This is a genomic window from Brevibacillus aydinogluensis, assembly GCF_961514395.1.
Classification (GTDB): domain Bacteria; phylum Bacillota; class Bacilli; order Brevibacillales; family Brevibacillaceae; genus Brevibacillus; species Brevibacillus aydinogluensis.
In genome coordinates this window covers 1,349,354-1,375,254 of record NZ_OY569118.1, presented here as the reverse complement: position 1 = coordinate 1,375,254, position 25,901 = coordinate 1,349,354, and the positions used below count along the sequence as shown (strand labels likewise).

The 25,901-nt window shown below is 59.2% G+C and carries 20 protein-coding genes, 1 pseudogene and 1 other annotated feature; of the genes and pseudogenes, 3 read left to right on the top strand and 18 right to left on the bottom strand.

Annotation, left to right across the window (positions count from 1 at the left end; all coding sequences use genetic code 11):
• Window positions 1-8: 8 nt before the first annotated feature.
• The 10 genes and pseudogenes from Q7F15_RS06760 to Q7F15_RS06715 form a co-directional block, all read right to left on the bottom strand.
• Window positions 9-2,855, bottom strand: a complete 2,847-nt coding sequence (locus Q7F15_RS06760) for a 1,4-alpha-glucan branching protein domain-containing protein (RefSeq protein WP_212131930.1) — start codon at window positions 2,853-2,855, stop codon at window positions 9-11.
• Window positions 2,856-2,869: 14 nt separating this feature from the next.
• On the bottom strand, window positions 2,870-3,517 hold the full coding sequence (locus Q7F15_RS06755) for a DUF4912 domain-containing protein (protein WP_212131853.1): 648 nt from the start codon (window positions 3,515-3,517) through the stop codon (window positions 2,870-2,872).
• A gap of 262 nt (window positions 3,518-3,779) precedes the next feature.
• The gene (locus tag Q7F15_RS06750; RefSeq protein WP_171564337.1) at window positions 3,780-4,349 is read right to left on the bottom strand and encodes a manganese catalase family protein; all 570 of its coding nucleotides are present in this window, start codon (window positions 4,347-4,349) and stop codon (window positions 3,780-3,782) included.
• A 21-nt stretch (window positions 4,350-4,370) separates the two neighbouring features.
• Window positions 4,371-4,640, bottom strand: a complete 270-nt coding sequence (locus Q7F15_RS06745; RefSeq protein WP_171564338.1) for a spore coat protein CotJB — start codon at window positions 4,638-4,640, stop codon at window positions 4,371-4,373.
• Entirely contained in the window at window positions 4,637-4,861 is a 225-nt protein-coding gene (locus tag Q7F15_RS06740) for a spore coat associated protein CotJA (protein ID WP_171564339.1), read from the bottom strand. Before Q7F15_RS06740 ends, Q7F15_RS06745 begins: the two co-directional genes overlap by 4 nt.
• 398 nt (window positions 4,862-5,259) lie before the next feature.
• A pseudogene (locus tag Q7F15_RS06735) lies at window positions 5,260-6,055 on the bottom strand (DUF4247 domain-containing protein).
• 12 nt (window positions 6,056-6,067) lie between these two features.
• Window positions 6,068-6,574 (bottom strand): DUF4178 domain-containing protein, encoded by a 507-nt coding sequence (locus Q7F15_RS06730; RefSeq protein WP_304415281.1) that lies wholly within the window; start codon window positions 6,572-6,574, stop codon window positions 6,068-6,070.
• A gap of 21 nt (window positions 6,575-6,595) precedes the next feature.
• Window positions 6,596-7,000, bottom strand: a complete 405-nt coding sequence (locus Q7F15_RS06725) for a DUF350 domain-containing protein (protein ID WP_171564342.1) — start codon at window positions 6,998-7,000, stop codon at window positions 6,596-6,598.
• Window positions 7,001-7,079: 79 nt separating this feature from the next.
• Window positions 7,080-7,745 (bottom strand): PspA/IM30 family protein, encoded by a 666-nt coding sequence (locus tag Q7F15_RS06720; RefSeq protein ID WP_171564343.1) that lies wholly within the window; start codon window positions 7,743-7,745, stop codon window positions 7,080-7,082.
• Between the two features lie 88 nt (window positions 7,746-7,833).
• The gene (locus Q7F15_RS06715) at window positions 7,834-10,038 is read right to left on the bottom strand and encodes a DNA topoisomerase III (RefSeq protein WP_212131851.1); all 2,205 of its coding nucleotides are present in this window, start codon (window positions 10,036-10,038) and stop codon (window positions 7,834-7,836) included.
• A gap of 200 nt (window positions 10,039-10,238) precedes the next feature.
• Here Q7F15_RS06715 and Q7F15_RS06710 point away from each other — a divergent pair, with 200 nt between their 5' ends.
• Window positions 10,239-10,334 carry a YjcZ family sporulation protein gene (locus Q7F15_RS06710; RefSeq protein ID WP_171564345.1) on the top strand — a complete coding sequence of 32 codons (96 nt, stop codon included), beginning with the start codon at window positions 10,239-10,241 and terminating at the stop codon, window positions 10,332-10,334.
• Between the two features lie 189 nt (window positions 10,335-10,523).
• Here Q7F15_RS06710 and Q7F15_RS06705 read toward each other — a convergent pair whose 3' ends face one another.
• The 4 genes from Q7F15_RS06705 to Q7F15_RS06690 all read right to left on the bottom strand — a co-directional run bounded on the left by Q7F15_RS06705 (window position 10,524) and on the right by Q7F15_RS06690 (window position 17,554).
• Window positions 10,524-10,652 (bottom strand): hypothetical protein, encoded by a 129-nt coding sequence (locus Q7F15_RS06705; protein WP_256379846.1) that lies wholly within the window; start codon window positions 10,650-10,652, stop codon window positions 10,524-10,526.
• Between the two features lie 85 nt (window positions 10,653-10,737).
• A complete protein-coding gene (locus tag Q7F15_RS06700; protein WP_212131849.1) occupies window positions 10,738-12,366 on the bottom strand; it encodes a 2-hydroxyglutaryl-CoA dehydratase in 1,629 nt (542 codons plus the stop codon).
• Window positions 12,367-12,389: 23 nt separating this feature from the next.
• Window positions 12,390-15,908, bottom strand: a complete 3,519-nt coding sequence (locus Q7F15_RS06695; RefSeq protein ID WP_304415280.1) for a BadF/BadG/BcrA/BcrD ATPase family protein — start codon at window positions 15,906-15,908, stop codon at window positions 12,390-12,392.
• 176 nt (window positions 15,909-16,084) lie between these two features.
• On the bottom strand, window positions 16,085-17,554 hold the full coding sequence (locus Q7F15_RS06690; RefSeq protein WP_304415279.1) for an LCP family protein: 1,470 nt from the start codon (window positions 17,552-17,554) through the stop codon (window positions 16,085-16,087).
• A 263-nt stretch (window positions 17,555-17,817) separates the two neighbouring features.
• Between Q7F15_RS06690 and Q7F15_RS06685 the strand changes: the two genes are divergently transcribed.
• Window positions 17,818-18,732 (top strand): NAD(P)/FAD-dependent oxidoreductase, encoded by a 915-nt coding sequence (locus Q7F15_RS06685; RefSeq protein ID WP_171564349.1) that lies wholly within the window; start codon window positions 17,818-17,820, stop codon window positions 18,730-18,732.
• Window positions 18,733-18,775: 43 nt separating this feature from the next.
• On the top strand, window positions 18,776-19,249 hold the full coding sequence (locus tag Q7F15_RS06680) for an NUDIX domain-containing protein (RefSeq protein ID WP_171564350.1): 474 nt from the start codon (window positions 18,776-18,778) through the stop codon (window positions 19,247-19,249).
• Window positions 19,250-19,281: 32 nt separating this feature from the next.
• On the opposite strand, the gene Q7F15_RS06675 is transcribed toward Q7F15_RS06680, so the two are convergent.
• The 4 genes from Q7F15_RS06675 to ileS form a co-directional block, all read right to left on the bottom strand.
• The gene (locus Q7F15_RS06675) at window positions 19,282-20,679 is read right to left on the bottom strand and encodes an MFS transporter (protein WP_212131846.1); all 1,398 of its coding nucleotides are present in this window, start codon (window positions 20,677-20,679) and stop codon (window positions 19,282-19,284) included.
• A 14-nt stretch (window positions 20,680-20,693) separates the two neighbouring features.
• Window positions 20,694-21,812 carry a mandelate racemase/muconate lactonizing enzyme family protein gene (locus tag Q7F15_RS06670; protein ID WP_304415278.1) on the bottom strand — a complete coding sequence of 373 codons (1,119 nt, stop codon included), beginning with the start codon at window positions 21,810-21,812 and terminating at the stop codon, window positions 20,694-20,696.
• A 12-nt stretch (window positions 21,813-21,824) separates the two neighbouring features.
• Window positions 21,825-22,577: a TraR/DksA C4-type zinc finger protein gene (locus tag Q7F15_RS06665; RefSeq protein ID WP_304415277.1), complete on the bottom strand. Its 753-nt coding sequence runs from the start codon at window positions 22,575-22,577 to the stop codon at window positions 21,825-21,827.
• Window positions 22,578-22,793: 216 nt separating this feature from the next.
• Window positions 22,794-25,580 (bottom strand): isoleucine--tRNA ligase, encoded by a 2,787-nt coding sequence (gene ileS / locus Q7F15_RS06660; protein ID WP_171564354.1) that lies wholly within the window; start codon window positions 25,578-25,580, stop codon window positions 22,794-22,796.
• A 50-nt stretch (window positions 25,581-25,630) separates the two neighbouring features.
• Window positions 25,631-25,901: a binding site (T-box leader), on the bottom strand.

Sequence of the window (25,901 nt, the reverse complement as noted above, 5' to 3'; positions counted from 1 at the left end):
CCTCTCGGTCAGATCGAAGTTGCCCAGGCTGAACCCAATGAACGATACAAATCCATCGTCTGAAGCGCCAACCGGTTCCAGTCGTATTGACACAGGATGTCCTCACGCGCCGTGCGGACCAGCCGCTCGCGTTCATCGGGGCAGTGCAGGAGCCAGCACAACTGATCAGCAAGCGAATTGGCGTTGCCGGTGTAAAAGGTGAGCCCGTTTTCGCCGTGGCGGACGATTTCCCGCAAGCCTCCCGTGTCGGCCACAATCACCGGTGTCCCCAGCGCCATGGCTTCCAGCGCCACGATGCCGAACGGCTCGTACAAGCTGGGAAAAACGGCTGCCGCTGCCATTCGGAAGAGCAGATTGCGGCGGTCGTCGTCGACAAAGCCGAGAAATCGGACGCGAGACGCCAGCCCCCGCTGCTCCGCCATCTGCCGCCACTCTTCCAGCATGGGCCCTTTTCCCGCCAGAACGAAGACGGCTTCCGGGTGTTCGTGCAATACGCGGGGGGCGGCCTCCAACAGCAGGTGCACCCCTTTTTCCCGCACCATCCGGCCGACAAAGAAGATGACCGGTCCCGTCCCCAGCCCCAGTTCCTCCCGCACGACGCGCATGCACTCTGCTTCATCCGCAGTCGCGGCCGGCGGGCATGCGACGCCGTTGGGGATCACGGCGATACACTCATGCGGTACGCTAAACAGCCTGTTCACCTCCCCGGCCATGTAGCGGCTGCACACGATGAGGCGGTCGGATGCGGTGGAGAGAAGCTGTTCGCGCTCGTGAATCCGCTGCTGCAGCGGGGTGTGAATCCCTTGATGACGGCCGTGTTCCAGCGCGTGGATCGTCGTCACCAACGGCCGTTCCCAACGCTGTTTCAGCTCCAGCGCTGCCCATCCGACCATCCAGTCGTGCGCGTGGATGAGATCGGGCCGAAATCCCTGCCGCACCAATCGTTCCGCCGCGTCTGTCATCGCCAGGTTGAGCTGAAATACCCAGTCGAGAAAATCGCTCTGCTCTCCCGGGACGTAGGTGTTGAGCCAATGGACGCACACCCCGTTTACCAGCTCCGAGTGCGCTGCCGTACCTGGTGAGGCTGTCAATACGTGCACCTCTGCGTGCTGCCTTGCCAGATGGCAGGCCAGGTCGTACACGGCCCGGCCCAGTCCGCCGACGACGCGGGGCGGAAACTCCCAGCTCAACATCAGCACCCGAAGCCCTTCTTGACGCTCACTGCCGGCGGCCACATACTGACGCGATACGTTCACTCTATGCGAACTTATCGGCAAATAGTACCGCAGGTCCAGATCGGGGAAAAGCGGATACGCCTGCTCTCTTGCGGCCAGTCGCTCGGGATCAATCGTCCCCGCCTCAATCTGCTCCACCAGCTCGCGAAAGCAGGTGAGATGGTCGTGAGTGCGGCGGACGGCGTAATCAACCACGGTTTGTCCGTCCATGATAAAAGCCCAGTCACTGCTTTGCGCCAGCATCAGCTCCCGGGCCGCCTGCTGCAGTCCGCGCCGCAACAGCGGACGTGCCTCATGATCGTCATGGGTCTTTTCCACCAGTTCGATCAGGTCCCGTTCAGCCTGGTGCAGGTGGCGGTAAATCCAGCTGTTTCGCTCGTTGAGCCAGACTTCGCCGTAGCCGTTTCGCCCCCAGGACGACATCGGCAGACGCCCCCGGTCAATCTGGGGGTAGGCGTCCAGGTAGGCGGAGGGCGTGGTCAGACTGATCACATGTGAATCGCAGGCAGCCTTCCGCAGCAGAAAATCGAGAAACTGCGGCCCTTCGTACCACCAGTGGCCGAACAGTTCGGCGTCGTACGTGGCCGTAATCAGCGGAGGGGGATCCAGCCATTCGGCCGCCTGCACCACCTGTGCCTCCCGACTGGCGAGGAAATGACCGGCGTGAACGTCCGCCTTCTCCCTCGCCCGGTCGGGATCGTAAATGGCTTTTGGCTCATCCCGCCCGGTGATCCGGTGGTACTTGAGTCCTGTATGTACGCGGAATCCCTCGGGATGAACGTACGGAGCGATGTACGCCCAGTCCAGATCAAACCCGATGTCCCGGTAATATTCCCGGTAATCGTAATCTCCGGGATAGCCGGTGACAGAGCTCCACACTTGACGCGACGCTTCTTCATCGCGTGGAAAGGCGGCTACGTCGTACGGTGTCAACAGCGGCGCAAACAGCCCCCGCCGCGGATGAGGAGTGGCGTGGCGAACCGTGTGGCTGTCGGTGAAAAAGTAGCGGATGCCCGCCTCTTTCAGCAGGCGGTCCAGCCCCGGGGTATAGCCGCACTCGGGCAGCCAGATTCCCGCGGGACGGCGGCCGAGAATACGCTCATGCGTATCAATCCCTACCATAAGCTGGGCGCGGATTGCCTCTTCCGTCTCTACAAAGGGGAGAAACGCGTGAGTCGCGGCGCACGTAATCAGCTCCACGCAGCCGCTCTCCTGCAGCCGTTTCAAAGCGGATACAAGCGCATAATCCCACTTGCGGCAGTACTGGGCGATTTCCCGAAAGCGCTGCAGATACATTTTGGCGACGCGGTGCTCCTCCGGGCTGCCGCTCGTCCGCTTGCATTCCTTTCCGGCCAACTCGACCGTTTTGGCGAGATGGCGCCGGAATCTCTCACGGATCAACGGATCGTCAAGCATGGACAGCAGCGGAGGTGAAACGGCCAGCGTGATGCGAAACGGGATGCCGTCCGCGAGCAGCTTTTCAAACACCAGCAACAGCGGAATGTACGATTCGAGCATGGCCTCGTACACCCAGCGCTCTTCCAGGCGATCATCCCGCTCGCCATCCCGCACGTAAGGCATATGGGCATGCAGCACGAGGGAGAGATAACCGTTTGACACCACAGACACCTCGCTCATTTTGACGTTTTGGGATAGAGGGAATAGGAAGAAAAGTTCTCAAACCAGGCTGGTACGCGCGTGTCGGTGGCTGGCTCCACCAGCGGCTCGCCCCATGCGGCAGGGTAATTGCGCGGTGTCGCTGCCGGTTCCGAGCGCAGGATCGGGTAGAAGCGCTCGCGGTGGAACAGACCAAAGTCGGCGATGTACGTTCTCCCCGGCTGGACGTCATGCACAAACCAGGAGTGGGCGTCATGTGACACGGTCACGTCCAGGTGGCAATGCGCGTTGGTGCCGTCAAACAAGCAGTCGGTCACGTCGTAGAGACGGAGCCCCTTGTCGATCTGCCGGTAGTCTGCCTGCAGGTAGGATGCGACCATCCGCATGCGCGGCCAGGTGATCTCCCAATAGACAAACAGCACCGTCGGCCCCTGCACCATCAGTTTGACCACATCCCTCCCGTAAAACGGCGGCAGCCGCCACCCGTCGTCCGGTTTGTTCTTTGGCGGGACAGCATTCCGGCTGCTGGAGTCAGGTTCGGCCGCCGAACGCGATCTGCCCTTCTGCAGCCGGTATTTCACCTGGCCCACGGTCAGCCCGCATTCTTTGGCGATTTGCGCGATGGTCATGGACTGCGAGCGAAGCTGTAAGATTCGTTCCAACATCGTTGAACGCTCCTTTCTGCCGGTATCCTCCAAGCACGAGACTGGCGGAGGCGACGGGTCTTTTGCCAACAATGCCATCATAGCCAAAACCGCCCATCAAAGACTGTCGAACAGTGTGTGCACATCCTTTCTTCTTTTGTCGAGTTTCCGACTGTTTTTCGTCATGAAAACTGACGAACTGCAGGATGGCGAAAGACCCGTTGACCTTTCGGGAAATCAGGGCAAGAAAAAAACCACCTGTACAGGTGGATCAGACAGTAAATCAGAAAAATTTCTTTCGTCCCTGCTCTTCTTTCAAGAGTTCCACTGCTTCACGAAATCTCAGCGAGTGGACGATCTCCCGTTCGCGGAGGAATTTGAGGCCGTCCTTCAGGTCGGGATCGTCCGTCATGTCAATCAGCCATTGATAGGTGGCTCTCGCTTTTTCCTCGGCGGCAATATCTTCGTACAGGTCGGCAATCGGGTCGCCTTTGGCCTGGATGTACGCCGCCGTCCAGGGGACGCCGGCGGCATTGTTGTAAAACAGCGCCCTGTCGTGATTAACGTAGTGGGGGGAGAGGCCGGCTTCCTCCAACTGCTCGATCGTGGCGTCTTTCGTCAACTTATACACCATGGTAGCAATCATTTCCAGGTGCGCAAACTCTTCTGTCCCGATATCCGTCAACAGACCGATCACCTTGTCAGGGATGGTGTACCGCTGGTTCAGGTAGCGGAGCGCCGCCGCCAGCTCCCCATCGGCGCCGCCATACTGCTCGATCAGGAGCTTCGCCATACGCGGATCGCATTTGCTCACGCGTACGGGGTACTGCAGTTTTTTCTCATAAATCCACACGTTTGATTCTCCTCCTCATCCTCATACCTGCCACGGCCACGGCGTTTCGGGCCACTGCCAGGGATATCCGGAATAGCTGTGTCCGAATTGCAAAAGCGGTCCGTAATGAGCCTCAAACTCGCACGCCACCTGCCAGCGTCTGGCGGAGTACTCGTTGAACTGCTGGACCGCATTCATGTCGTCTCGGTGAGTGTTCAGGTACAGCGACAACTCCACCAGCACGAAATCGAGCGCCTGCAGCTCATGCAGAAGCTGGTAGTAGCGTTCGTCCACTTGTTTGCGATCGCTCACTTCCGCTCCCTCCCTTTTCGATCCCGTCCCTCGTACGGACTGTACAATGCCGGCCAGAGCACGCCGTGGCGCAGCGCTTCGTGAGCAGAAAACTGCGGCAGTCCGGGGGGCTGAAAATTCATGAACAGGTTGGGGGGGACCACATAGGTTTTCACCCGGATCGGCGGACACGGGTCAAAGGGGCTGACGTACGGATAATACACTCTCGTCTGCGAATCCAACGAAGGTGACCTCCTTGCTAGGTGATTGACTAACCAGTATCACTGTATGACACTCACCTACCTGCGGTGTTGGGCGGTCGCCCGTTTGTGTGGCATAAGAAAAACCCGCTGTGCTCAGCGGGTTACAGTGTGTAGAAAATGACCATTGCGAGGAGAACACGTTTCCGTCAGCCGCTCCGTGCTCGCCCAACAGAGAAACACATACTGCTCGCTCCGCATTGATTTGCGGGGGATCGCCAAAGCCGCATGGCTACGCAGATTGTTCAACGGTGGCGATCCTTTTTCCCGCAAATCGCTGCTCCGCTCGGCAGGGCTCACAAGTCGCTCTGCCTGGAAACGTGCTTCTCCTTCGATGCAATCGGGTTGGCTTCAGTCGGAAACCCGCTGTTTTCAGCAGGTTATCGTCGTTTGGTGATACGGCCGAAGCCACCAACCTTCGTGCGCGGAGGCGATTTGCTTCGCGGCGGGGAGAAGATTGAGGATTTTTTTGTGGATGTCGAATTGGAGATGGTCGTCTTCTTGTCAGACTTGCGGATAATCCGCCCGACCTGCCCGGATGGCGCTGTGGACGGTTCCGTCTTTTTTTGATGATGCTGCCGTCCGCACCGACTCCGGAACTCCGATCGGCAGGCTTGTCGCTGCGCTTGATGATGCTCCCCGTTCCCTGCTTGGTGACAGGAGGAGCCGCCTTTTTTCCTGCTGGGTGGGGACCCGGTACGTCCCCCCTGGTTTGTAGATGTCTCTTGTGGTATACCCTCGATACGAACCGGTGGCATGTTTGTGCGCATCGAAGAGGTCATCCAGCAGGCTGGCGATGATGAACCCCTCCAGAAACGACGGATCGTAATTTTGCCGGACAAACTCCTTGCTGTCCACTTCGATGAGCGTGTCCGAAGGCTTCTCTTGATCCTGCTGCAGGTGGTACCATTCATCCGGATAGATGAGAAACATGTGTTTCTCGTCTTCTTTTGAGATTTCGTCCGGCTCTCGCTGCTCTGCCAGTTCGCGGGCCACTTCCGGCACTGTTTTGTTTTCGGCGCGGTAGACGCGGGAATACTGCCCGTCGTCCTTGGAGATCACCGATTCCAGCGGATAGTCCAATCCGGCCGACGGTTTCCCGCAGCCAGCCAGGGACAAGAGCAAGAGCGCTGGCACCAACAAGATCGCGACCGCTCGAAACAACCGCTGTGCCATCCTCATCCCTCCCTACGTTCCGCGCAAGACCTGCACGTCAGCCGAGAGGACAAACTCTCCCTCGTACAGCATGAAACGGCCGTCCTGCCATTCGATCCGCAGCAGATGGCGCTGGTCGGATTGAAACTGCCAGATGTGCTGCTCGCCTGACGAAGAAAACGGGGTTTTGCCCTGGGCCGTCACGTGACCGCTGTAGTGTTCCTCCAGGTTGTAGTAGACCCCGTCCATTTCGATCGTGGTCGGGACTCCATCGTCAAAATCCAGCCGGCCGTCAATGGCGCTGTAGAGCTGATACACCACCTGTTCCCGCTCTTCGATATAGAGATAGCGAATCTGCTGGCCGTCCTGCAGGGTCAGCATCACGGCGTTTCGACTGACGTTTTGAATCCTGCCCGTCACCTGATAGGTGACCAGGGAAACCTCCACCACATCTCCCGGCCCAACAGTGAGGATGCTGCGCTCTGCGGGCAGCGGCTCATGCTTGGCAAAGAGACCGTGGATTCGCTTGAACAAACTCATGGATGCCCTCCTTTCCCCGCACTACAGACAAGCGGCCAAAATCAAAGCGCCGACGATGTGGAAAGAGCCGGCCAACAATGCGTACGCGACTTTCCCCTGCCGCGTTCCCTCGTCCAGATCAAACGACGCAGCCATTTTCAACAGCCGTTCGACAATCCATTCCAGCATGAACAAAATGACAAATGAAACCACAGACACCAACAGGGCAATAAACAGATCGTTGGAAGTGGCAATCGACCGGGACAAGATATAGCCCTGGGCAAACAGCTTCATGACGAAACGGGTCGTTACCGCCACGTTCCCGTTCTTCATTTCCGTAATGTCCTTGTATTTGGTGAACAAACTGTCCACCCACATGAGCACAAACAAGAGAATGGCGCCGGCCCCGGTCCACACCAGCATGGCCAGCACTTCAAACCACGACAAAGTCCATCCCTCCACAGCGTCAAAATTTACTTGCGGCAGTTCGCGGAATCAGAGAAAAAGGGGAACCGCCTGGAGCGGTTTACCCCTCGTATTTTTTCATCAGGGCCGCCAGTTCGTCTTCAATTTCCTGATCACGGTTCAATTTGGCGATTTCCTCGTCCAGCGATGTTTCTTTTTTGTACACGTCGCCGCTGGCCTCCGCTTCCGCTTCGAGCTGCAGCGCCTTCTCCTCCATGCGCTTCAACCCCGCCATCGCCGTATTTGCGTCGAACCCGGACATCGCCTTGTTGATGTTTTTCTGGGCCTTGGCGGCGTTGACGCGGGCGACCAGGGTCTCCCGTTTGTGTTTCAGCTCGTTGATCTGCTTGCGCATTTCCGCCAGCTTTTCGCGCAGGTTGTCAGCCGCCTGTTTATTCTGCTCGTAGCTTGCCTTGTACTCCTCCATCTTTTGCTGGGCCGCTTTCTTTTCTTCCAACGCGCGTCGGGCGAGATCGACGTTCTTCGCCTGCGCAGCCAGATGGGCCTGCTCGTCGCGTTTCTTGACGAGGGCTTCCTGCTCCTCGTACAGCAGCTTGAATTTTTTCTCCAGGGCGATTTGGGCAGCGACAGCTTTTTCCGCTTCTTCCAGATCGGCCTGCATGTCGCGCAGATACTGGTCTGTCATTTTAACGGGGTCTTCCGCTTTTTCAATCAGAGCATACAGATTGGCCATGGTCAGGTCTCGCAGACGTTTGAAAAACGACATGACATTTTTCCTCCTTGCATAAGAATGTCAACGCAGCTGCAACTGCGCCTCTCTAACACGTATCTACGAAAAAAGAGGGGCCTCGGTTTCAACCGGACTCCTTTCGTTTGCGCATGCTGCCCTTGCGCTCTCCCTCGCCGCCAGCATTCTGCTGCAAACGCACCTTTTGCTCCCGGTCGTCCCACAGCAGGTAGGCGTCGAAGCGCTCTTCGCCCTTTTGAAATCCTTTGATGAGATTGCTTCTGCCCGACTCCATCAGCCGTTTGACGTTGGCGGCGGAAATTTTCTTGCCCAAAATGGTCTTGGACAGCGTCACGCCGCAGCCGGTCTTGCGGTAGTTGGCACAGCCGTAAAAATCCCCTTTGTCCACCAGATCGCCGCCGCAGGCGCGGCAGGCGGCCACCTTTTTGCCCAGGCTGAACCGAGAGGACTGCCTCGGCATCGCCGCCACGTCGTATCCGTCCAAATTCCAGCTTTGCGACTGTTCCACCGCATCCTGCACGATCTTGCTGGACAGTTTTTTCACCTGCTCCATGAACGCCTGCGGCGAGGCCAATCCCTGCCCGATCTCCGCCAGACGCTGCTCCCACCGGGCGGTCATTTCCGGCGAGGCCAGGATCTTGTCACCGATCAGATCGATCAAAAGCATACCCTTGGGGGTGGCGTACACCTGGTTCCGCTTGACCTCGATGTACTTTCGCTGTTTCAGTGTGGCGATGATGGCGGCGCGGGTCGCTTCGGTGCCCAGCCCTTCCGTCTTCATCAGCACCTTCTCCAGCTCTTCGTTGTCCAGATGCTTGCCCGCCGTCTTCATCAGCGTGATCAGCTGACCTTCGGTGTAGCGCTTGGGCGGCTGCGTCCTGCTCTCCTTGACGCTTGCTTTGCACACCCGCCCCTCTTCTCCCTCGGCCAGCGGCGGCAGCACCGGTTCGTCCTCTTCCTTCTCCTCGTCGAACAGCACCGACCGCCATCCGGCCCTGAGCTGCACCTTTCCCTTGCTGACAAATGCAGCCCGGCCGTCCACCAGCGTGACCACCGTCGTGTAATCAAACAGCGCGCTCTCATAATGGGCGGCGATCAGCCGGCGGGCCACCAGGTCGTAGATTTTCCGCTCGTCGTCCCCCAGCTTGGCCACGGTGGGCACCTGCTCCGTCGGGATAATCGCGTAGTGGTCCGTTACCTTTTTTTGGTTGACGTAGCGTCGATCTTGGGCGATCGAGGACTTCGGCGCGGGAAAAAAGCCGCGGTACTCCGGCTGTCTGGCCAGCCTGGCAAGGATATCCGGGAACGCCCGCGCCTCCTCGGCCGTCACAAAGGCGGAATCAGAGCGCGGATAGGAGAGATATCCCTTGACGTACAGCTTTTGCGCCACGTCCAGCGTCTTTTGCGGCGAAAACTTGTACAGCTTGTTGGCGGCCGCCTGGAGGGAAGAGAGGTTGAACAGGTACGGGGGCAGGAATTCTTTCCGCTCCGTCTTCACCTCCGACACGCGTACCGGTTTATCACGGCAAAACGCGGCGATCCGCTCCGCCAGCTCGGGGTCGTTGATCCGCGATTGCCCGTCCTTCTGCCAGACGCCTTCATACCGTTTGCCGCACACGTCGAAGGTGGCCTTTACTTCCCAGAACGGCTCCGGCCGAAACGAGGCGATTTCCTTTTCCCGCTTCACCACCAGCGCCAGGGTCGGGGTCTGTACCCGGCCGGCGGAAAACACATCGCTGATTCCTTTTTTCTTTAGCAGGATGGTGTACACGCGGGAGGCGTTCATGCCCACCAGCCAGTCGGCGCAGGCCCGGCTGTACGCCTCGTGGTACAGATTGCGCGTCTGCTCCTCCTCCAATAGCGATGCGAAGCCGGCGACGACAGCCCGCTCCGTCAGCGACGAGATCCACAGCCGCTTCATCGGCTTGCGAACCCCGCTCATCTCCACGATCGTCCGCACGATCAGCTCCCCTTCCCGTCCGGCGTCGCCTGCGTGAATGATCTCGTTTACGTCAGGCCGCCTGAGCAGCTGCTTGATAATCCCGAACTGTTTGGCCTTGCCCTTTATCACCTGATGGCGAAACGATTCCGGGATGATCGGCAGCGTCTCCACCGCCCACTTTTTCCAGGCAGGATTGTACGCTTCCGGCGGCACCAGCTCACACACGTGACCTACCGCCCACGTGATGTAGGCCCCCCGGGGAAACAGCTGGTTTGGCTGAATTTCCACATAGCCCTGCTTCTTTTTATGCGCAAACGGACTGGCCAACTTGAGCGCCTGGTCCGGTTTTTCGGCAATGATGACTTTCATGCGTGGCATTCTCCCCATCCGTCTGGAAACATTTGTTCTGACTTCTATTGTACTACAAGTCCGCGGACCTGTCCCGGCTTGTCCATCCGTTGTCCAAACGGGGGGATTTCCTCGTCGGTGCGTCCAGCATTGGGCGAGCGTACAGGCAAAACCCACTGCGCACACATACAGTATGATAGTCGCGGAAAGGAGGGGTAGTGATGAGCAGTATCTTCAACGGTTGCGGATTTGACGAATTCAGCCTCGTGCTCGTGCTGTTTATCCTGTTGGTCATTGTCGGCTGCAGTTGTGAATAACGAAAACAAAGCAAAAGCAGACAGATCCATGCAAAGGGAGAATTCGGGGGCATTCTCCCCTTGCATGCACTCCGCTATGGCTGGTGAGAAAACGCCGCCGACGGTCGATGGTACACATCTCTCCTCATGTATCCACAAGCACCAGATACCTGTACGCCTTGGCATGCTCGCTGCGAGCGATGGGGTGTCTCATTTCTTCTTGTCGTTCAATTCCACCACGTAGCCGATCAATTGAAGGACAGCCCCGATCAGCGACAATACCTGCCCGATCAACTGCAGTTCCTGAGTGGGCGTCGGGCGATTTTCTTTTTCCTTCATGTCTTCTCCCCCGGTATCGTTTTTCATCAGGATATGCAAAAAACGCGCTTTCCGCTGCTTGGCGAAAAAACGCGTTTTTTTCGTGCTAGACGCTGTGCATCTCCTCTTTGCTGCTCCGAACGGACAGCCAGGGAAAGCGGCGCAGGCTGTAGACGGCGTTGGCCGCCGTACAGGCTACCCGGTGCCGACTGGTCTTCAACGGATGGGCAAAGGCCGGGCGGTCTGCCAGGTTCCGCAGCCTCTCCAATGTGATCCCCTGCTGCGCCAGAGCTTCCTCAAATTCTTTCTGGGCGGCTTGCTTTGCTTTGAACAGCATCATCTGCACCCTGCTGTAGACGTTGATCGCGCCGTCTCCTGTCGTCTCGATCGGGAGGAAAATGGCATCCGGGTACTTTTCCGTGATCAGCGACTGCACGCCGTCCGATACCCCGGAAGACGGCATGCAGCCGAACGGCTTGACGGAGATCGTCATGTTCACTTTCCGCTTGACCACGTTCAGGATCAGCTTGCCCACTTCCATGTGGCCTTCGCCGCCGCGCAGGTGGTTGTTGTAATGCTGATGCGCAACCCGGGCCACCTCATCCATGTCCGGCAGATGGTAGCCGGACAAGCCCAACAGCTTTGCGTAGCTGTAAAACATCAAGCGGAGAACGCGGTCGGCCGCCCACAGCATGCGCAGGCGCATGACCGGATTTTTGCCGGCAAGGCCGTAGCGGCCGCCGTCCTCGCCGCGCAGCCTCATGCGCTTCAGCGTGTCGTAGCGCCCTTCCCAGATCAGGTAGAGAATCCAGGCAGTCAGCAATTGCACGTCTACCTCGGCCCCTTCCTTTTCCAGAAAGCGCTGCAGTTGATAGTTGCCGTCGCCCTCCGTCGTCATCGCCCAAAACTCGCCGATCACGCTCACCTTGGGTTTGGCCTGCGTCCGGTCCACCCGGATCGCCTGCAGCTCCCTGCGGCATGCCAGCAGGGCGGGAATCAGCCATTTGCGCTGGCGCAAGGCCTCGTACAGTCGATGTTTGCAGCGCTCGAGCGCGGCATCGGTGGCGCCCGGTTCCACTTCGTAGGGACGGATGCGATAGCCGATGGCATTCAGAATGTCGCCCAACAGGGCCGCTTTCAAGAAACTGAGGAAGAACGCGGTGTCCAGCTTGAGGGCGGAGTCGCCGCCGGTCGCCTGCTTCAGCCCGCTCTGCTGCTGAAACAGGAGCACGCGGAAGCCGTCAAACCCGGCATCGCGCAGCGCCTTGCGATACTCCGTCACATACGTGCCGAAGCGGCAGGGCCCGCACGAACCGCTGGTGATGAACAGGTAGTTTGCGACGATCTCCTCTTTTGATTTGCCCTCCACGTCCCGCAGATACGTCAAATACTTGATCAGGTTGCCCACGGTAAAATACGTCGGATTGCACTGGCCGCGGTTGCCAAACTCCTTGCCGTACCGAAGCGACTCGTTGTCGGGACAATCCAGGTGCTTTACGTTGTAGCCCAGCCCGGAGAGCGCCCCTTCGATCAGGTAGTCGTGGGCCATGGTCAGTCCGCCGAAAAGGATGGTGGTGCTGGCCTTGTCCCTGGCCAAAAACTGGCGGGGAACCGGATCAAACCACTGCTGCCGACTGGCTGTCAATCCCAGCGCCTGCATCTGCTCTTCCTGATAACGGCGCAATTCATCGGCAATCGCGTTTTCGTTCCCGGAAATTTCTGTGGTGGTTGTCATACCTTTTCGCCCCTTTCAGATAGTCATGACGGGATCGATTCGCTGCCCGTCTGCGCAAACCCGGTCGATTCCATCACAGCCGTCCGTTCCTGCGTGTCGAGGCCGAGCAGTTCCCGCCGCTTCTGTTCGATGCGCTTCTGCAGCTCCGCTTTTTTCGCGGCCAGATCCTGCAGCCGCTCCTCGTGCAGACTCAGGCTGTGGGCATAGGTTTTCACACGAATGTTGATCGAGCCGCTCGGCTTGTTGGCGTCGATGTCGTGCAAGGCGGAATAAGGCGTTCCTGCCGTCGAGATGATCTTGTCGATCAGCCCGTAGGTCGGTGCGTCATGACCGCACTTGAAACTGGACAGATCAAGCACCGCAACGTTGGGATGGCGGGCGGCAAACTTGGCTGCCCACACCTTTTGCACGCTGTTGGAACTGAAGTTTTCCGGCCAGACATCCGTCACCTCCAGTGCGTGCTCCACGCGCCCGCTCTCGATGTCGTCGCGGAAAAAACGCCGCAGCCACTGCTCGTCCTTGGGGATGGAGCGCATCGAAAGGATGGGGTAGCCCAACACCTGAAACTCTTCCAGCACGCCGTGATTGAGACCGGGATCGGAGTGGTACGGCCGCCCGATCATCAGGATGGCCAGACGGTTTTCCGCTTCCACCTGCTCCAGGATCGCCTTTCCCCGCTCCTGCATTTCGGCGTCAAAGAGGTCCATCGCCCGCCATCCCTGCTCCACGGCAAAATCGCTCTCGTCCTCGGTGATCTGCAGCACGTCTCGAAACGCCTCGAACAACTGCTTTTTCATCATGTGCCGCTCCGTAAAGGTGACGGCCGGGTCGAGGTAGGTGACACCTCTCGTCGCAAAGAAGTCAATCTCTTTCGTAAAGGCCGCTTTAATCACATTGGGCGCCCCGGCGACAATGGGACAGCTCGCGGAATCCATCACGTTCTGCAAGTGGGTCGGAATGTGGGTGATGCACGGGAATACGATGCAGTCCAGCGGCTTCCGCTCGTGATGCTTGAACAGCAGATTGTGGATGTGCGCCTGGGCCACCTTCGACGGGTAGCACGGGTCGATCGAGCCGTACTTGCCGCCCTCCAGCCACATCTCTTCGCTGGTGTAGTCGCTGAATACGATGTTGTTCTTGTCGATGCCAAGTGTTTCAAAATAGGTGCGCCAAAACGGAGCCGTCGACCAGATGTTGAGCACCCGCGGAATTCCGATGCGCATCCGGCTACGCCGCTCTGCCGCCTCTGCCGAGGAGCGCTGAAAATGGCGCGTATACACCTTTCTGCGCACGCCCCCCAGACCCAGCCACCTGCGCGTGACGCGCACGTCGTTCACCGTCTCGTCCGCTGTCGGCATCGGTTCCGGATCGTAGAAATGCTGGAACATGCGGGTCGCTTCGTATTCCACCAGGTTGGGATAGTGTTTTTTCAGTTCCTGCCGCTGCTTGGTCAGGCGAATGACCGCCTCCTTGTCTTCCACCGTTCCCTTTTCGCAGCTAAAGCCGGAGATGTAGCGGGCCGTCTGTCCGTCCGGCGTCTTTGCGTCAATAAAGGTTCGGCTGCAGTGGTTGGGACAGAAGGTACAGCGGGTGGATTCGTCGTTGCGGGTGATGTACGAAAGCCCAATCGCAGCATCCAGCCCCAGGAAGGTGGAATACCCCCGACGCTTGACGACGCGCAGGGTCTCCATCGCGGCGCCGATCGCGCCTGCTTCACCAGGATGGGGATGCACGTACACCTTGGCGTCGGGAACCCGCTCCCTGATGTAATCGACCTGCGCTTTGACCGCTGCCAGGTTGTACTGCGTGCCGCCCTGGAGGACAAAGGTGCGGCCCAGTTCGGCCATGCGCGGGATCTGCACGACGTACTGCCAGACGTTTTTCGGCAGGACCAGGGCAAGGCCGGCCAGCAGTTCTTCCTTGGAATACCCTTCCTTTTGAAAATTGACCCGGTCGGCATCGAGGAACACCGCACAGCCGTAGGAAAACTTGGGGGTGAGTTCCGCCTTGAAGGCCGTTTCCGCATACTCCTGGATGGGAATGCCGAACTGGTCGGCCATCGCCTGCAGCAGCATGCCATTGCCCGCCGAGCATTGGTTGGACAGCCGGAAGTTGCGGATGTCGCCGTTTTTCAAAAAGAGCACTTTGATGTCCTGGCCGCCAATGTCGCAAATCACGTCGACATCCCCGAACTGGTGAACGGCGCTCATCATGTGGGCGACCGTCTCCACGATGTTGACGTCCGCCCTGAGCGTCTTCTCCAGCACGTCCGCCGCGTACCCGGTGGCGCCAAAGCCGATGATCTCCAGCTCCGCTCCTTCGCCTGTCACCTTGTCGCGAATCCGCCGCAGCATCTCTTTGGTGTCTTCGAGCGGGTTGCCCTTGGACAGTTGGTACTCTTTCAGCAAAATGGCGCCGCTCTCGTCAACGAGCACCGCTTTGGACGACGTCGATCCTCCGTCCAGCCCGATCACCGCCCTCACCTTTTGCCCAGGCGAGAAGCTGGCGGGCGTAAACGGCGGGATGCTGTACGTGCGGCGGAATTCTTCCAGCTCGCTGACACTGCGCACGAGCGGCGGGCCGGCATTTTCACCCAGTTTGGCTTTGCGTCCGTGGGCGATGAAGGCTTTCAGCGCTTCGATCCCTTTGTAGGCGCCCACCTCGGCCGGCTCGTGCAGTCCGTACATGACGGCGCCGTATGCGGCGTAGTACTGGGAGTTTTCCGGCACAAAAATCAGCTCTTCGACGGGGACGTCCCGGGGGTACTGGTATCCCCGCTCTTCCCACGTCTGCGGAATGCGCTTGCGCCAGCACTCCTGCAAAAACGGCAGGTACGTATTGGGGCCGCCCAACAGCAGCACCCGGTGCCTGAGCGTGTTTCCCCGCGTGAGTACGGACAGGTTTTGCATGACGATGGCGTCCGCCAGCGAACACATGATTTCCGCCGCCGGGATGCCGCTCTTCACCAGGTTGACGATGTCCGTCTCTGCAAACACGCCGCATTTGGCGGCCACGTGGTGCAGCTTGGAATCGTCGAAATGCAGCCGGCCCACCTTCTCCATCGGCATGCCCACCTTGATCATGCATTTGTCGATGGTGGCACCCGTCCCGGAGGCGCACTTGTCATTCATCGAGGTGATCGCCTGCTTGTCCCCCGTCTCTTCGTTTACCTTGAAGATGATGATTTTCGCGTCCTGCCCGCCCAGTTCGATCACACTGCCGACGTCAGGATGAAGCTGTTCCACTGCCATGGTTACGGCGTTTACTTCCTGGACAAACTTGGCGCCGACGTGTTCCGCAATCGGGCCGGCCCCGGAGCCGGTCATAAAGATGCGAATGTTTTCACGCCGGACATGGGCAAACTGATTGCCGATCGCCACCAGGAATTCCAGCACTTTTTCCGCCTGCTTGGTATGATGGCGCTGATAGTCTGACCAGAGAATCTCCCTGGTGTCGGGATCGACCACGGTAGCTTTGACGGTAGTCGAGCCGACGTCGACACCAATAATGAGAGAGTCTTGCCCTGCAGCTTCCTTTGCCATCAAAACCACACCTTTCTCCAATAACATCCATATAGGTAGCGTGGCAAAGTTGGATGTAATCTATTCATCATGGATATAGGGGAAAAGAGATGGGCCAACAAAAAACCCCTCCTCGGCACTTCGAGGAGGGGGTGCGGGCAGCCAGCCTGTTTGGCAGGTTGCCGCATGTCGTTTTCTCATCTGTTAGTGTATAACCGCACCGCTGCCCTCTTCTTTGCCGGCTGCCCCGGCAGGAAGCGAATCAAAAGAGGGTGGAGCAATGATGTCGGGCGGCGGAAGATTGGCGGGCGGCTGCTCGGCTTCGGGGCTGGTGCTTGGCGGCGGAGACGTTTGCTGTCCGCCCGTTCCGCCCGAAGCGGGAATGTCCGCTGGGGAGTTGTCCGTTCTCCCTTTTCCGGCCGACACGTCACCGGAATCAGCCGGTTTGGACTTGCCGCCGTTGAGTGCCGGCGTGGAACCGGCAGCCGATTGGCCGGTTTTCCCTGCCTGTTTGGAAGCTCCCGTCTTCCCGTTTCCAGCCGTCTGTTTGCTTGGCGCTGTCGTCTTTTTTGTTCCGCGCGTGCGTACTCGGCAACGGCCGCCTCGCTCAAGGTTGCGCCTGATGTGACCTTCATGGCGCTTTGCAGGGCGGAGCGGACCTGATCCATCTTCTCTTTGGGCCACAGCGTGTACAGGAGGCGGGAATCCCATACGGCGCCATTGTCCAGCGAAACGATCCGCTCCGAGGAAAAGCTGGTGAAATCGAGGGCCAATCCGGTGATCTGCTCTTTGGACAGATCGGTTTTGATGTGCTGGCCCGCTGTCTCCAGAATGGCGAACGCGTTCCTGAGGCCATTCATCGACGTCACTTTGTCGGCCACCGCCCTGATCACTTCCTGCTGCCGCCGGTTGCGGTCAAAATCGCTGGAGTCGTAAGCGTGTCCCCGCCGGTCCACACGGTGGCGGACAAAGCCGAGAGCCTGCTCGCCGTTCAGCACCTGTCGTCCCTTTTTCAGACGCTTGTAGACGCCCCCTTGGGGTAGTTCATAGACGAGGTCGCGGTCGACCGTCACCTCTACCCCGCCCAGCTTGTCAATCACTGCGGTGAAGCCTTCAAAGTCAAACAGGACGTAATGCTGAACCGGGATGCCCATCATCGCTTCGACCGTTTTTTTCAACAGCGAGACGCCGTTTTCGGTCACCGGCTCGCCTCGCTGCTCTGCGCGAATCCGCACGCTTTCCCCGGCGGCAAACACGCTGTTGATCTTGTGGTAACCCGGGTAGCCCGGCATCTGGACGCGGGTGTCGCGCGGCAGAGAGACCATCGTCACCCGCTGCGCATCGGGATCGACGACGGTCAGAATCAGCACGTCGGTGTTTAACATGCCCCCCAATTTCCGGGTGTCGGTCCCGATAATCAGCACGGAAATCGGCTTCTTTTTCTCGTACGCCTGCTGCGTTGCAGGCTCGTCCGGCAGCTTGTACGGGTCATTCGTAATCGTCCCCAGGGTTTCGTTGATCCGGGTGAAGCTGTAGGCGGCTCCGGCTGCCAGCATACACAGAATCAGACAGCCCGCCAGCAGCAGACGCATTCCCCATGTCCGTCGTCTCCGTCTGGCGCGGCGCCCCTTTTGTGCAGGAGCAGTCGCTTCATCCGTCTTCCGCATGCGTCGTCAACTCCTCAATCCCATTGTACGTGGCGTTTGGCTCGACGATTCTACCTTTTCTGGAAAAAATATGTATAATTCTATCACAATTTTGTCTGGCTTTGTAGAATGATGATAGGTTCCCAAAATGGGATCAGGTGCCGGCCTGTTCCGTCCGGAAGGCTCGCCCTCCAGAACGCACTTGCGCTCCCCACAGGAAAACGGTAGTCTAAAATTATCCAAGATAGAAACCGGAACGATCACGGGAAGCGGAGGGGCTGAGTGTGGAACACGTACAGGTGCTGATCGCCGGCGGCGGCATCGCCGGGTTGTCTGCTGCCATCTGGTGTGAACGGCTCGGATTGTCCTGTGTCCTGGTGGAAAAAAACGATCGGCTCGGCGGGCAGCTTTCGGACATCCACAACCAAATTTGGGACTTTCCACCGCGTGTATACCCGGATGGCGCGGCCTTGCTGGACGAACTGCTCGCCCATCGATCAATTCGCGCACTCCGTCCCCGCCTTGGGGAAGCGCTCCGCTCGATCGATCTCGACAAGCACCTGGTCCATACCGACAAGACCGTGTACCTGGCCGACTACCTGATTATCGCGACGGGCGTGCGCCCCAATCGGATTCCCGCCCTCGTCGGCTGTTCGCGGGTGCTGCAGCCGTGGTTCTCCACCACCTCGCAGGGAACCGCTGTCGCCGGCCAGGATGTCGCGGTGATCGGAGGCGGTGATCGGGCGGTGGAAAGCGCCTGCAACCTCCTGCCACACGTCCGCAGCCTCTACCTCCTCGTCCGCAGCGATCGGCTGCGAGCCCGTCCGCAGTGGGTGGAGCGCCTTCGCCCTCACCCTTCTCTCCACGTGCTGTGGGAGACAGTGGTGAGCGACTGCCGGGAGCAAAACGGCAAAGCCGTGCTCACCCTGGACTCCCCCCGCTCCGACACGCCGCAAACGCTCGTCGTCGATTGGGTCCTGCCGCGAATCGGCGTGCGCGGGAACAGCGAGGGGTTGGGACAACTGCCTGCCTTGGAAGGCGGGTATCTGCAGACCGACGTCAACCTGCGGGTGGGTGCTGATTGGATCTACGCCATCGGTGACATCACCAACGGCGCCGCTTATGCCAGCCTGTCGCTCGCCGTCGGCCAGGCGATGAAGGCGGTCAAGCACATTTCACTTCAGGTCCCGTCGCTGTAGCCGATCGCGTCTAGTGACCATCCGGACAAAAGGAGCCGTGATCATGTACTCGTTCGTCGATAATTTTGGCCTGCCGGTGACGCTCACGTTTGACCCGGCCGTCTACCGAAACCGGCGTGCCCTGCATGTACTGGTTTTTCCGTTCTGGCAGGGCCGGCTGGTTTTTACCCGCCACCGCACGCGGGGCATCGAGCTGCCCGGAGGCAAGGTGGAGCCGGGTGAGTCCAGTCTGGCTGCCGCGATCCGGGAAACCTACGAGGAAACCGGTGCCACGCTGGAGGCGATCGAGCGCATCGGCCAGTACACCGTCAACCACAATCTGGTCAAGGATATCTACGTTGCCCGCGTGCTGGACCTGGAAACGGAGCCACCCGGTGCCGACGTTGCTGAACGGGTGTTGTTCGAACATATACCGCTCCAGGTACGGAATGATCCCCGCTTCAGCCGCTATCTGTACGACGATGTATACCCGCTGGCGCTGGAGCGGGCACGCCGCCATCCGTTTGCGACAACGTGACAGGCATCCCCCAACCGTGGGCGATGCCTGTTTTAGCTTTTGCCTTTTTCCTTTTTCCCGCTCAACAGATGGTTGACCAGATCGTTTGGGTCAAACCCCATCCTGCGCACCGCTTCTGCCCGCTGTCTCTCCTCCTCGCTCTCCGCCTGGATTCCGAGGATTTCCGCCGCCTGACGCATTGCTTCCATGTCTTTTTCCTGCTTGTCTTCCGCTTTTGCCTGTTGGCCGGAAGCCTCCTGGGAAGCTGCCTGCTGCGGTTTTAGAAAGAACAGCGCGACCACCGCAAACAAGGCGGTTATGCCGGCAATGGAGTAAAACATCACGTTGCGGGAAATGCCCAACAGCCAGGTAAACACCGGCGGTCCCACAGCTACGCCGATAAACCGGACGCCGCTGTACAGCGACGTGATCATGCCCCGTTCCGCCTTTTTCACGGCCCCGACGATCATGCTGTTGAGACAGGGCAGGATCATGCCTGTTCCGACACTGCCGATCACCAGCACCCCGATCAACAGGTACACCCCTTGTACGAAACTGGCGATCACGTAGGAGGCGGCCAAAAGAAACATCCCGACGATCACGAACAGGCGCATCAGGCGCAGCTTTTTTTTGATGATCAGGCCGGTCAGGTATGCGACGATGCTCATGACCAGCAGCGGGATGGCCAGGAAACCGCCCTTCAGCACGCCGTCGATCTTGAACGTCTCTTCCAGCAGATCGGACAGGTAAAACAGCACGCCAAACAGTGTGAACAGGCAGATGCTGCCGATAAAGAACGCCGGCACCAGCCAACGTCCGTGCTGCCGAAACACCTGTCCGATGGATCGGAGATACTGGCCGACCTGCACCGGCTGTTTCTCCTGCTTGTTTTCCCGGGTACAAAACAAAAACAGCAGCACGATCACTCCGCAGATGATCGGAAACGCGAGAAACACCATGTACCAGGTAATCATGGCCAACAGCGCGCCAATAATCGGACTGAGCACCTTGCCCAAGCCGTTGGATGTCTCCATCAAGCCCAGCGCCCGGCTTTCCGCCGCCCCGTTAAACAAGTCGCCCACCATGGCCAGCGCAATCGGGGCAGTCCCGGCAGCACCGATCCCCTGCAGGACCCGTCCAGTCATGATGATCCCGTACGGCTTGTCCAACCAGAGCGCCGCCAATCCGGCCAACAGACCGCCCGCCCCGTACAGAATCAGAGACAGGGTCACGACGATTTTGCGTCCAAACCGGTCGGACAGATAGCCCGCCAGCGGAATGACGACGCCCGCCGCGATGGAAAACGCGGTAATCACCAGGCTCGTCTGCAAGCCCGTCAGCTGCAGCTTGGCTTTCATCGTGGGCAGGACGGGGATCAACATCGAGTTTCCCAACACCATGACAAGCGGAATGCCCACCAGTCCTATCAGGTTTTTCGTGTTCTGTGCCATACCGTACACCCTCGTCACGCGTATGCGCTGCCATCCCAGCACAACGCTTTGATAATCTGCCAATCCGGCTGGACGCCGATGCCCGCTCCTCGCGGCAGGGTCACCTGTCCATTGACCGGAGCTATTGGAAAAATGCAGGTAAACGGATTGTCCATGACGTCCCACTCCACCGGTTCAATCGGGTCGGCGTCCATTTTGCTCCACGCCGGGAGACACGCCTGCGCGTATATCGCGTACAGCCGCGTTAGCGATCCGTCAAACACGTGCGGAGAGACGCGGTGTCCAAACTGCCGCCCCATCTGCAGCATGAAGCGAAAGCTGTCCACCCCGGTCGCATGCATCGGATCGGGCTGGATGATATCAAGCGCTCCCTGTTTCAACAGCGGCACGTACTGGTAGCAGTGGATCAGATTTTCGCCCCCGGCCAGCGGAATTGACAACGCCTGCCGCAATTTGGCGTACTCTTCCGTCCGCTCCATCGGCATCGGCTCTTCCAGCCACATCCAGTTTTCATAACGGGAAAAGACATGCTCCCACTGTCGGGCAGCAGCCAGATCGTAACTTTGGTTGGCGTCTACCGCCACCTGGACGTCTGTTGGCAGCGATGCCATCAGCCGCTCGATGTGACGGCGGTCCTCCTGCCAGGAACGGCCGCCAATCTTCACCTTGATGCGGCGAAATCCGGCCTGCACCTGTCGTTCCACCAGCCAGATGGAATGCTCCGCCCAATCAGGACGCTCGCTGTAGGATTGAAAGGACGCGTACACCGGGATGCTGGTGTGGTACGCCCCGCCCCACAGCTCGCAGACGGATAAACCGGCCAGCTTGGCAGTAATCTCGGTCAGGGCCATGCTGACGGCCGCTGCCGAGCGCTGATGCCATTTGCTGATCACTTCCACCAGGCGCAGGCGGTCCGTCACCCGTTTGCCGATGAGGTACGGGATGATGCGCTCGCGAAATCCCTTGTCCAGCGTCGGCAGCCAGTCTACTGCTTCTCCCCATCCGTCTGCCCCGGAGGTCGTGACGATGCGGATCAGGTAACAGGCGCGGTACTTCTTGTAGCCGTTGGCGTCGCCGTACGGCTGCGTCAACCGATAGAGCAGCGGGTAGGTCTCCACGCGTTCGATCTGCATCCGATGTGCTCCTCACAACAGGTCGTCGCGCCCTTCGCGCTCCTGCAGATACGCTTCGTAATCGAGAAACAAGCCTTTGCCTTCCCCTTTGCGCATGTACTCCTCATACGTGCCGCTGCGCATGAAATTGACGCTCTCCGGACCGTGGTAGCCGTCGATGTCCGTGTAGCCGATCTGCTCGATGGCCTCGACGGCTCCGTCCGCCTCGTCGCTTTCCACGTACATTTCCTTGTAGTCGGTCTTGTCGTTGTCCACATAGGAAAATGGCGTGCTTGACGTTCCCCACGACTCGACAATCTGCCAGGCGTCCTCTCCGTCAAAGCTGTTCTGTCCTTCTTTTTCGTCCAGCGAGGTGCGGCCGAACGGCGGCTGCAAGAACTCCTCCTCGATCGGACGAGACTGGTTGATGTTGGGTGCCGCCGCGTGTTCCTTGCAGGTTTGAGCGTAGGGCAGCGCCTCCAGCCGCTCTTCCGGGATGGGCTGCCCGCAGACGGTGCAGAGCCCGTACGTCCCTTCGTCCATGCGGGTAAGCGCCTGGTCAATCTCCTTTAACGTCTCCCGGTCCAGACTGTCCAGTGCGAGATCTTTTTCACGCTCAAACAGCTCACTGCCAATGTCGGCCGGGTGATTGTCGTACATGGAAAACTCCTGCAGGGATGTCGCCATCGGCTCCCGCATGCCGTAGTGGGCCTGCACCCGCTCCTCCAGCTCACGTTTTTCCTGCATCAGCCGTTCCCTGAACCGAGCCAGCTTTTCCTTGTCCACGCATGCCACCCTCCTCTGTTTGCTTTTCTTGGTGTAGTATGTCTTGCCGGCCGCGAAAATAACCCACGGCCAGTCCCTTGCCTGCCCCGCGTGAGCCGACATCGCTCTGACAACCCTTTCTGCCGTGGGGGAGGAACCCTGTGGACAAAAAAACAGCCCTGCCTCACCGCAGGGGCACAGGCAGAGCTGTACTGTTTGTCAGATTGTGAGATTAAATTATTCAGCCACGTGGGCGTAGTGTTCGTGTACGATCGTCACGCAGCGCTGGCAGAGGCTCGGATGGGCGCTGTCCGCCCCGACGTCCTGCTTCACCACGCGGCAGCGCTCGCACTTGACCCCGTCAGCAGGTGCGACGACGACTGCGATGCCCTCCAGCACAGCTGCTTCGCTCGGCACGCTGGCGCCATGCGGATGCAGATCTACATGGGCGACGATGAACAGGTCGGCCAGGTCATCCATGGCGGACAAGACCCGCGCAACCTCTTCGGTTTGCGGATAGAGCGCCAGTTTGGCGTCGACGGAGTTGCCGAACACTTTGTTGCGGCGTGCTTCTTCCATCGCTTTCAGCACTTCGTCGCGCACCGCCAGGAACGCGTCCCACTTGCTCTCCATGTCTGCCGCGAAGCCGAGATGCTGTTCGTTTGCCTCCGGCATGTCGGTCAGCTGCACGCTTTCCTCGGCTACGCCCGGGATGTAGCTCCACACTTCGTCTGCGGTGTGCGGCAGGATCGGCGCCACCAGTTTGACCAGGTTCAACAGGCAGTCGTACATGACGGTCTGCGCGGCGCGGCGCTTGATGCTGTCGGGCGCTTCCACATAGAGCCGGTCTTTGCAGATGTCCAGATAAAAGGCGGACAGGTCAATGACGCAGAAGTTGTGAACAGCGTGGAACACCGTGTGGAATTGATAGTCGTCGTACGCCTTGCGCACCCGTTTGACCACTTGGGCCGCCTTGGCCAGCACGTAGCGGTCCAATTCGCCCAGCTGCTCGTACGGGACGCGGTCCTTCGCCGGGTCGAACCCGTTCAGGTTGCCCAACAGGAAGCGGAACGTGTTGCGGATCTTGCGGTACACTTCGGCGATTTGGTTGAGGATCGCGTCGGAAATCCGCACGTCCGCCTGGTAATCCACGGACGCTACCCACAGGCGCAGGATGTCCGCCCCCAGCTTGTCGATCACCTCTTGCGGCACGACGACGTTGCCGAGCGACTTGGACATTTTGCGTCCTTCGCCGTCGAGGGCAAAGCCGTGGCTCAGCACCGCCTTGTACGGCGCCGTTCCGTATACGGCCACCGAGGTGGAGAGCGACGAGTTGAACCAGCCGCGATACTGGTCCGATCCTTCCAGGTAGAGGTCAGCCGGCCATTTCAGTTCTTCCCGCTCTCTCAACACTGCTTCGTGGCTGGAGCCGGAGTCGAACCACACGTCCATGATGTCTGTCTCTTTGCGGAACTCCGTGCAGCCGCACTTTTCGCAGGTCAGGCCCGGCGGCACCAGTTCACTCGCTTCACGGGCAAACCAGACGGAAGAGCCTTCTTTGCGGAACAGCTCCGCGATGTGATCGATCGTCGTGTCGTTGATCACCGGTTCGTTGCAGGATTTGCAGTAGAAGATCGGGATGGGTACGCCCCAGACGCGCTGACGGGAGATGCACCAGTCGCCGCGGTCGGCCACCATGTTGGCCAGGCGCGTTTCGCCCCAGTGCGGAAGCCACTGCACGTTTTTGATCGCTTCCAGCATCTGTTCGCGGAAGCCGTCGATCGACGCAAACCACTGCTCGGTCGCCCGGTAGATGACCGGCTTTTTCGTCCGCCAGTCGTGCGGGTACGAGTGGGTGATGAAGCCGAGCTTCAAGAGCGCTCCCGCTTCTTCCAGCTTTTGTGTAACCGCCTTGTTGGCATCCTCGTAGAACATGCCTTCAAAACCTGGTGCTTCGGCCGTCATCTTGCCCTCATGGTCAACCGGGCAAAGCACGCCGAGACCGTATTTCTGGCCGATGTTGAAGTCGTCTTCCCCGTGTCCCGGAGCGGTGTGAACGCAGCCCGTACCGGCGTCCAGGGTGACGTGTTCGCCCAGGATCAGCGGAGACGGACGGTCGTAGAACGGGTGGGCCGTCACGACGCCTTCCAGTTCACTTCCCTTGAAGGTAGCCAGAACCTCTACGTTCTCCCAGCCGATCTCCTTGGACGCTGCTTCCAAAAGACCGTTCGCCAGCAGGAATTTGCGGCCGTCCGCATTCACTACGTTGTACTCCAGTTCCGGGTGAATGGAGATGGCCAGGTTGGCCGGAATCGTCCACGGTGTGGTGGTCCAGATGACAACGCCGGTGTCCGTGTCCAGTTTGCCCTTGCCGTCGGTCACTTGGAAGCTGACGTAAATGGATGGCGAGCGCTTGTCCTTGTATTCGATTTCCGCGTCCGCCAAAGCCGTCTCAGACGACGGGGACCAGTATACGCAGCGCAGCCCCTTGTAAATGTAGCCTTTTTTTGCCATCTCGCCGAAGATGCGGATTTGCCGCGCTTCATACTCCGGTTTCAGCGTCACGTACGGATTTTCCCAGTCGCCGCGAACGCCCAGCCGCTTGAATTGGTCCCGCTGCTTTTCGATGTAGGACCAGGCGTACGCTTCACAGCGTTTGCGGAATTCGTTTACCTCGATGTTGCGGCGGTCCAGCCCCTCAGCATTGATAATCGCCTGTTCGATCGGCAGACCGTGGGTGTCCCAGCCGGGAACGTACGGCGCGCAGAAACCGGCCATCGACTTGTAGCGAACGATGATGTCCTTGAGAATCTTGTTCAGCGCGTGGCCGATGTGAATGTTTCCGTTGGCATACGGAGGACCGTCATGCAGCACGAACAACGGACGCCCCTTTGTCCGCTCCTGCACTTTCCGGTAAATCTCCTGCTCATCCCAGCGGGCCTGTATCTGCGGTTCCCGGGTCGGCAGGTTGCCGCGCATGGGAAAATCGGTTTGGGGCAGCGATAATGTTTTGCTGTAATCCATGACCTGTTTTCACTCCTACTTGGTATAAATAAAAAGCCTTCCCCCATCCCAAAAGGGACGAGAGAAGGCTCCCGTGGTACCACCCTGATTGAACGGAACGGCCCTGCCGCAAAGCAGACGGATGCCGCTCCGCTCCACTCGTTTCATTCGTAACGGGAATGACGCGCTCCCTTACTCGCCCGCCGGACGTGACGCCGGCAGCCGGCTTTCAGTTGTGAACTCCCGGGTGATTTTCGGCGACGGCAACTGGCCGGGCTTTCACCTCTCCCCGGCTCTCTGGGCAGTGCTTGGTCACGTACTCTTCCCGTTCATCGTCGATCC

What these genes read in the sequence shown, in the direction of transcription:
- Q7F15_RS06755 (WP_212131853.1), bottom strand. Translation starts at nt 3,517, where the DNA reads ATGTTGGAACGAATCTTACAGCTTCGCTCGCAGTCCATGACCATCGCG.
- Q7F15_RS06730 (WP_304415281.1), bottom strand. Translation starts at nt 6,574, where the DNA reads ATGAGTTTGTTCAAGCGAATCCACGGTCTCTTTGCCAAGCATGAGCCG.
- Q7F15_RS06720 (WP_171564343.1), bottom strand. Translation starts at nt 7,745, where the DNA reads ATGTCGTTTTTCAAACGTCTGCGAGACCTGACCATGGCCAATCTGTAT.
- Q7F15_RS06715 (WP_212131851.1), bottom strand. Translation starts at nt 10,038, where the DNA reads ATGAAAGTCATCATTGCCGAAAAACCGGACCAGGCGCTCAAGTTGGCC.
- Q7F15_RS06710 (WP_171564345.1), top strand. Translation starts at nt 10,239, where the DNA reads ATGAGCAGTATCTTCAACGGTTGCGGATTTGACGAATTCAGCCTCGTG.
- Q7F15_RS06705 (WP_256379846.1), bottom strand. Translation starts at nt 10,652, where the DNA reads ATGAAGGAAAAAGAAAATCGCCCGACGCCCACTCAGGAACTGCAGTTG.
- Q7F15_RS06700 (WP_212131849.1), bottom strand. Translation starts at nt 12,366, where the DNA reads ATGACAACCACCACAGAAATTTCCGGGAACGAAAACGCGATTGCCGAT.
- Q7F15_RS06695 (WP_304415280.1), bottom strand. Translation starts at nt 15,908, where the DNA reads ATGGCAAAGGAAGCTGCAGGGCAAGACTCTCTCATTATTGGTGTCGAC.
- Q7F15_RS06690 (WP_304415279.1), bottom strand. Translation starts at nt 17,554, where the DNA reads ATGCGGAAGACGGATGAAGCGACTGCTCCTGCACAAAAGGGGCGCCGC.
- Q7F15_RS06680 (WP_171564350.1), top strand. Translation starts at nt 18,776, where the DNA reads ATGTACTCGTTCGTCGATAATTTTGGCCTGCCGGTGACGCTCACGTTT.
- Q7F15_RS06675 (WP_212131846.1), bottom strand. Translation starts at nt 20,679, where the DNA reads ATGGCACAGAACACGAAAAACCTGATAGGACTGGTGGGCATTCCGCTT.
- Q7F15_RS06670 (WP_304415278.1), bottom strand. Translation starts at nt 21,812, where the DNA reads ATGCAGATCGAACGCGTGGAGACCTACCCGCTGCTCTATCGGTTGACG.
- ileS (WP_171564354.1), bottom strand. Translation starts at nt 25,580, where the DNA reads ATGGATTACAGCAAAACATTATCGCTGCCCCAAACCGATTTTCCCATG.